The sequence below is a fragment of the Nonomuraea sp. 3N208 genome (assembly GCF_052245935.1).
GTDB lineage: Bacteria > Actinomycetota > Actinomycetes > Streptosporangiales > Streptosporangiaceae > Nonomuraea.
On the sequence record NZ_JBQQBR010000041.1, the window covers coordinates 109,810 to 116,322 of the forward strand.

At 71.4% G+C, this 6,513-nt stretch carries 7 protein-coding genes; all 7 read right to left on the bottom strand.

The genetic code is table 11. From position 1 onward, the window contains the following. Window positions 1–171 precede the first annotated feature (171 nt). Window positions 172–2,835, bottom strand: a complete 2,664-nt coding sequence (locus tag ACTWPT_RS45455; RefSeq protein ID WP_443183765.1) for a LuxR C-terminal-related transcriptional regulator — start codon at window positions 2,833–2,835, stop codon at window positions 172–174. 147 nt (window positions 2,836–2,982) lie between these two features. After that, window positions 2,983–3,186 carry a hypothetical protein gene (locus tag ACTWPT_RS45460; protein WP_443183766.1) on the bottom strand — a complete coding sequence of 68 codons (204 nt, stop codon included), beginning with the start codon at window positions 3,184–3,186 and terminating at the stop codon, window positions 2,983–2,985. A 91-nt stretch (window positions 3,187–3,277) separates the two neighbouring features. Then, a complete protein-coding gene (locus ACTWPT_RS45465) occupies window positions 3,278–4,342 on the bottom strand; it encodes a ferritin-like domain-containing protein (protein WP_443183767.1) in 1,065 nt (354 codons plus the stop codon). Next, window positions 4,339–4,488, bottom strand: coding sequence for a cupin domain-containing protein (locus tag ACTWPT_RS45470; RefSeq protein ID WP_443183768.1), 150 nt, complete (start codon window positions 4,486–4,488; stop codon window positions 4,339–4,341). The genes ACTWPT_RS45465 and ACTWPT_RS45470 overlap by 4 nt, the downstream gene beginning before the upstream one ends. Before the next feature lie 141 nt (window positions 4,489–4,629). Further along, a complete protein-coding gene (locus ACTWPT_RS45475) occupies window positions 4,630–5,379 on the bottom strand; it encodes an SDR family oxidoreductase (RefSeq protein ID WP_443183769.1) in 750 nt (249 codons plus the stop codon). Window positions 5,380–5,516: 137 nt separating this feature from the next. Further along, a complete protein-coding gene (locus ACTWPT_RS45480; RefSeq protein ID WP_443183770.1) occupies window positions 5,517–5,804 on the bottom strand; it encodes a WhiB family transcriptional regulator in 288 nt (95 codons plus the stop codon). 2 nt (window positions 5,805–5,806) lie between these two features. Beyond that, a complete protein-coding gene (locus tag ACTWPT_RS45485) occupies window positions 5,807–6,250 on the bottom strand; it encodes an STAS domain-containing protein (protein WP_443183771.1) in 444 nt (147 codons plus the stop codon). Window positions 6,251–6,513 lie beyond the last annotated feature (263 nt).

Sequence of the window (6,513 nt, forward strand, 5' to 3'; positions counted from 1 at the left end):
AGCCTGGTGGCAGGCTGCCCTGCGCGGCGCCGACGTCGTCGCGGTGCACGCGTCGCCCATCAGGCCTCCCCCGGCCACCCGCCCGCCGCCCGGTGACGGCGGGCCCGCGCCGGGTATGGAACGGCGGCTGGCCGCGGCCGTCGCCGGCTGGGTCGCGGCTGCTCGGCTTGGTCAGATCGGCCGTTCGGCCATCATGGCGGCGAGTTCGCTGCGCGACTTGACCCCGACCTTCGGGTAGATCCGATAGAGGTGGGTGGTGACCGTGCGCGGAGACAAGAACAGCCGTTCGGCGATCTCCCGGTTGCTCAGCCCGTCGGCCGCCAGCCGCGCGATCTGCTGCTCCTGCGGGGTCAGCGCGTCGATGGCGTCGATCGGCTTGCGCCGGGATTCGCCCGTGGCCCGCAGCTCGGCCCGTGCCCGTTCCGCCCACGGCGCCGCCCCGAGCGCGTCGAACGTGGTGGCCGCGGCGCGCAGCAGCGGCCGCGACTCCGCCGCCTGGCGCTGCCTGCGCAGCCATCCGCCGTACGTGAGCTGCAGGCGGGCCCGCTCGAACGGCCAGTCACGCAGGTCCGCGGCGATCGCGGCCTCGTACGCCGCCGCGTCGTCGGCCAGCACGGCTTCGGCGTAACCGAGCCCCCTGATGAGGACGGGCGAGCGGCTCTGCGCGGCGATCGGGGTCAGCTCGGCCACCACGGCGCGAACCTCGTCGAGCGCGCCGCAGTGCGCCGCCGCCTCGGTCAGGTGCCCGACGAGGGTGAAGCGCAGGTACGGGTGGTACGCGACGTCGCTCGGGTCGAACACCCGATACAGATGCCCGAACGCCTCCTCGAACCGGCCGGAGGCGAGCGCGTTGATGCCGCGGATGCGTTGCGTCAGCGACAACATCGCATGCATGCCGGCCGTGAACATCGTCTTCTCGCTGACATCCGCGATCTCGGCGGCGATCTCCTCGTTGCCGCGCAGCGCCTCGGCCATGCCCAGCTGGAGCCGGGCCTGCAGCTCCCAGACCGACGCCCGGGTCTCGGTGGCCAGCGCCGCGCACTCCGTCGCGGCCGACACGGCGGCCCTCGCGTCGCCGGCGGCGGCCGCGTTGTAGGCCAGGCTCGTCAGAGCCTGTGTCAGCATGCCGATCCGGCCCTGCGTCCGCAGCGCGTCCGCGCTCGCCGTCAGGAACGTGTTCGACAGGGTGTACGCACCCAGCGCCGACGCCGCGAAGCCGAGGTCGTAGCACTCCCGCGGGGTCAGGTCCAGCCGGTACTGCAACGCCGTCAGCCCTTCGAGGCAGGCCGCGCCGCGCTCAACGGGCGCGACCTGGGCCAGCGCGCAGAGCACCCGGGTGTCGTCGGCCACCCCCTCGATCAGCTCCGCGACGTCCACGAACCGGAGCCTGGTGCGATCGTCGGGGTTGGACCAGTAGAACCTCAGGCAGATGCTGGTCAGCGCCTCGAGGGCGAGCTCGGTCTCGCCGGCGCGCCGGATGGTGTCGATGAGCTCGATGTAGACGCCCAGCCGCGCGCTGCCGGTCCAGCCGGTGCCGAGATACGCCTCGCGGTACCAGGACAGCCGCGCCACGTCCCCCGGGCGCAGCCGGGTCTCGTCCACCAGCTCGAGCAGGCGGCGTACCGTATCGGCGTCGCCTTGCTCATCTGCCGTCGTCGCGGCCCACAACAGCCGGCTCCCACGCTCCTGCGGGTCCTCGCTCAGCTGCGCCGCTCGCTCCATCGCGGCCAGCGCGATCGCCGCGGCCTGCGCGTAGCGGGCCCGGATGGCCACGGCGGCCAGATCCGCGGCGAGGGCCTCGTCGGGGTCGGCCGCCGCGGCCGCGCGGTGCCACACCCGCCGATCGTCGCCGGCCACGGCCGCCGCGAGGCAGGCGTGCGCCCGCCGCCGCCGCGCCGCGCTCGCTGACTGCCGCAGGGCCGAGCGCAGCAGCGGGTGCCGGAATCGCAGCCTGTATTGCTCGTCCACGCTGACCAGCCGGCTGACCACGGCCGGCTCCATGTCGTCGGCCGTGACCGGCCGCTCTTCGAGCCGGGAGGCCGCCGCGAGCACCTCGTCGAGATCGTCGCCATCGTCCAGCGCCGCCACGAGCAGCAGCGCGCGCGTCGCCGCAGGCAGTTCGCCGACCAGCCCGGCGAACGTCCGCTCCACCCGGGTGCTCAGCGGAAGGCGCGACGGCAGCAGCGCGGCGCCGCCGGAGCGGGCGGCCAGTCCGCCGAGCTCGACCAGTCCGAGAGGGTTGCCCGCCGACACGGTGAGCACGCGTTCGCGCAGGGCGGGCGAGAGCCCGGGCGCGACCCGGTCGAGCAAGGCCCCGGCATGGGCCCCTTCCAGCGGCTCCAGCCGCAGCTCCGGCAGCGCGGCGGCGGCGAGGAGCCGGTCGACGTCCCCGCCGTCGCGTGCCGTCAGCACGAGCGCGACCGGGTCGGACTCCAGCCGCCGGGCGACGAAGGCCAGCACCTCCCAGCTCGCCCGGTCCAGCCAGTGGGCGTCCTCCACGGCCAGCAGGACCGGCGCGTCCAAACCGCCGAGCAGGTCGAGCACCTCGACGCCGACCCGGAACGGCGACTCGCCCTCGACCGCGCCGAACTCCGGGCGCAGCCGGCGGAACAGGTGCCCGACGCCGGCGTACGGCAGCTGCACCTCGGCCTGCACGCCCACGGTGGTCAGCACCCGCATCCCGCGGACCTCGGCCAGCGCGCAGGCTTCGCCCCACAGCGCGGACTTGCCGATCCCGGCCTCTCCCCGCACCACGAGGGCGCCACCACGCTGCTGCGTGGCCTCATCCAGCATGGCGGTCAGCGCCTGGACCTGCGCCGCCCGCCCGACGATCACCTGGGGCCCCCGCCCGGCACGCGCCGGACCGATCCCGGCGGCCGTTCCACCCCGTTGGCCACGCGCCCCCCTTCCATCTGACGCGAGAATCATTCATCAGATGCAAGGAGGGGTGCAACACGAGTCCACTATGCGGCTGGTTGTGGCCTATTTCGCGGTGATGCTGCTGCTCGGGCTCGGGGCTGGGTTCTCGGTCACCGAGCGGGGCGGGTGAAGCGTCCGGCCGCTGAAATCGAGGCTGTCGGAGACCCTCCGGCGCGCGGCAAGCCCGACCAGTAGCACCACCGCGAAATAGGCGACAACCAGCGCATAGTCGACGACGCCGGCGCCGATGTTCAAGGGGCTGTCCACGGGGACTCTCCCTTTCCGGTCAGGCGATGCGCGTGTCCCGACGCCTGAGCCATGGCGGCACTGGACGCCGCGGTCGCGCGGACGCCGACGCTCACCGGCGCGACTCGGGGGGCACGTATTCGAAGGTGGGCCCGGCCGTGGTGCCGTCTTCGTCGGGCATCCGCATCAGGGCCTGGGCTTGGGCCTTGAGCGCGTACATGGTGCCGGTGGCGACCGAGAGCTGCTTCGGGCTGCCGTTGAAGGCATCTTCGAGCTGGTTCAGGAGGCCGCAGTAGGTGTGGTTGAACTCTTCCTGCGCCGTGCGGATGGCGCTGCCCGGAGCGTGGTCGGACAGCCGCGGGTTGGGCCGCGTCGGGGGTACGGCGGCCAGGTTCACCAGGAGCTCCTCGCCGGTGGGCCCGGACTGCGGGGTGTCGCCCCGCCGGTAGCGTCGGCCGGCCTTGAGTTCCTGGAAGCGGTAGTAGTGCGCGACCTCGTCCCGATCGGGGTGGAAGATGTCCTGGTCACCGTCCCAGACCTCGCCGCGGGAGGTGCCTTCGCCCTGCTCGACGATCTCCCCCAGCGCCCCCAGAGCGGACTCCAGATCCTCGACCGCGAACAGTGCCCCGGCCGTGTGCCGGAAATGGGCGCCGCTCACCTGGCGAGCGGGATCGCCGCCGAAGACCTCCCGCTCGCCGAGCCGGTCGCACAGATGGCGCAGGCCCTGCTCGATCGCGGCGTAGAACTGCCCGATCGTCTCGTAGCCGTCGCCCTCGGCCGGAGCGCCAGGCGGCGCCGGCCGCTCCAGACGCAGGAACATCTCCAGCGCTTCCGCGCCGAACGGCAGCAGCGACAGCTCCAGCTCACCGTGGGGCAGCCGCCGGGGATACGGCGGCAGCATCTCCGGCGTGTCCAGCCGCGGCCGGCCGCCGACGGCGTTGAGCAGGTTGGCGACCAGCGCCAGGTGCAGCATCTCTTCGACGAAGACTGTGCTCACCACTTCGACGGCGTCCGGGTTCCGTTCCGGGTCGAGCGAGTACAGCGCGCACAGGTACGGAGGCAAGGTCGCGTGTTCCAGCTCGATCGCCCACTGAAGGTGCTCACGAAGGCCGTCGAGGGTGTCGATCCGTGCCGGTCCGGGAACAGCGACAGGTCGCTGTGGTTTTAGGTATGTCATAAGTATTCTGCCTCGGTTGTCGGGCCCGGTGGCTCCCCCAGGTGCTCTACGGTGTCGGCGGGGCCGCCCTCCAGGACGTAGCCGAAGGCGGTGCCGGGGTGGCGGTGCGGCGGCGCTCTGGGGTCGCCGGGCGGGTAATCAGTCATCGCATCCGCCCCTCTGGGATGAAGGGCGGCACCGCCTCCTGCAGCACGGCGAGCGCGGTCTGCCATGCGGTTGATCTGAGCTTGGCTCCGGTAGTGGCTGAACCGTTCTTGGAACAGCGTTTCGTGATCTGAGGCGTGCTGCTACTGAGCGGCGGTCTTGAGCCAGTCGCGGTATCGGATCTGGCCGAAGGTGGCGCCTTCACCGGGCACCAGCGTGCGCTCGCCCGGCACGCTGCCGAAGTAGCGCGCCTGCGGGTCGGTGACCACCTCGCGCGGGTCGCCCCAGGCAGCCAGGGCCTCGCGGAAGAACTCATCCATCCGGAACTGCTCGGGCCCGGCCACCTCCACCCTGCCGTTCAGCGGCGAGCCCACCGCGGTCCGGCCGAGCGCCTGGGCCACGTCGTCACCCGCGATGGGCTGGAAGCGCACGGGCGCCATGTGCACCTTGCCATCGACCGTGCCCTCATCCGCGATGGCGCGGGCGAACTCGAAGAACTGCGTCACGTGCACGAGCGAGAACGGGATCGACGACTTCTCGATCAGCTGCTCCTGAGCGATCTTCGCCGCGAAGTAGCCGTTCTCCGGCATCCGCTCGGTGCCGACGATCGACAACGCGACGTGGTGACCCACGCCCGCCGCCGCCTCGGCCGCAAGCAGATTACGGGTGGAGGTCTCGAAGAACTCCAGCACCGCGGCCCTCTCGAACGACGGGGAGTTCGACACGTCGACCACCACCTGCGCGCCCGTAAGCACCTCGGCCAGCCCTTCGCCGGTGAGGGTGTTCACGCCGGTGTTCGGCGCTGCCGCCACCGCCTCGTGACCGTGCTCCGTCAGCTTCGTCACGAGCTTCGACCCGATCAGACCAGTCCCACCGATAACCACGATCTTCATGAGCAAGCCTTCCTGTCCGCCGGGGCACTTGTTGCCAACCGGTCGCCAGCTAAGACCGGACAGCCTCCAGAGTCGTGACAGCTGCCGCGAAATTTCTCCGACTTGGAGAGGCGGGGTTGGACACCGCAGGCGGATGGTCAGGCCGTGGCCTGCCGTTCACGGGCCCGTAGCCGGCGGCGTTCTGCTGGGGTGGTGCCGCCCCACATGCCCTCCGGTTCGCCGGTGCGCAGGGCCCAGTCAAGGCAGGCCTGCTGTACGGGGCATCCCTGGCAGATGCGCCGTGCCTGATCGTTGGGCTGACCGGGGTGGTCGTCCCAGGTGATCGGGAAGAACAGGCCCGGGTCCGCGTCCTGGCACGCGGCGTAGGCCGACCAGCGCAGAGGGGATCGTAGGGCGTAGTGCTGGTGAGTCTGTTGGATGGTCATGATCACCGCCTGGTGAACGATGGTGGACATGGGTCGGCATGGGTGAGACTGACGGTCAGAACGGCGGCGAGGGCCTGCTCGACCGTGTTGTACACGGGCAGGAGCGCGTGAATCCGAACAATCTCCAGCAGACGGGCGGGGGCGCCACGGGCCCCCGCCAGACGTACGCCCGCGTCCTCGGCGGCGGCCTGCCGGGCGCTGGAGATCAGGACTCGCAGGCCCGAGCAGTCCAGGAAGGACAACTCGGTCAGGTCGAAGACCATATGGTCGCCGGGTCGGCGAATGCGGTTGATGTAGTCGGCCAGTTGGCCGCTGGTGGTGAGGTCGGCCTCACCCCCGACCGCGATCAGGCTCGTGCCAGGAAGATGCTGATGCCTCAGTGTCAGCGACGTGGTTGAGACTTTCGCGGGGTTGGTCGAGGGCTCGAGTTGCCGGGAGGCGACCATGCGCTCACCATGAACCTTTCGTGCGTGACGGGATTGCCCTGTGGCGGGTGAGACGACAAGCACCCGACAGATCCGCGCCTACCGCGACGCCCACGACGGCGTGCTACCCCCGCCCCCGCCCCCGGCACGCCCGGGGCGGGACAGACATCCCTGGAGCCGGAATGTCAAGCGGCGAGGTCGTGTTGCCGGTGTGACCATGCGGTTGCTTGGTCGTAGTGGGTGTGGGTTTTGAGGCATCCGTGGAGGATGCCGACGAGCCGGTT

Excerpts from the sequence above, each read along its gene's own strand:
- ACTWPT_RS45465 (WP_443183767.1), bottom strand. The coding sequence starts at position 4,342 with ATGACATACCTAAAACCACAGCGACCTGTCGCTGTTCCCGGACCGGCA.
- ACTWPT_RS45470 (WP_443183768.1), bottom strand. The coding sequence starts at position 4,488 with ATGACTGATTACCCGCCCGGCGACCCCAGAGCGCCGCCGCACCGCCAC.
- ACTWPT_RS45475 (WP_443183769.1), bottom strand. The coding sequence starts at position 5,379 with ATGAAGATCGTGGTTATCGGTGGGACTGGTCTGATCGGGTCGAAGCTC.
- ACTWPT_RS45480 (WP_443183770.1), bottom strand. The coding sequence starts at position 5,804 with ATGACCATCCAACAGACTCACCAGCACTACGCCCTACGATCCCCTCTG.
- ACTWPT_RS45485 (WP_443183771.1), bottom strand. The coding sequence starts at position 6,250 with ATGGTCGCCTCCCGGCAACTCGAGCCCTCGACCAACCCCGCGAAAGTC.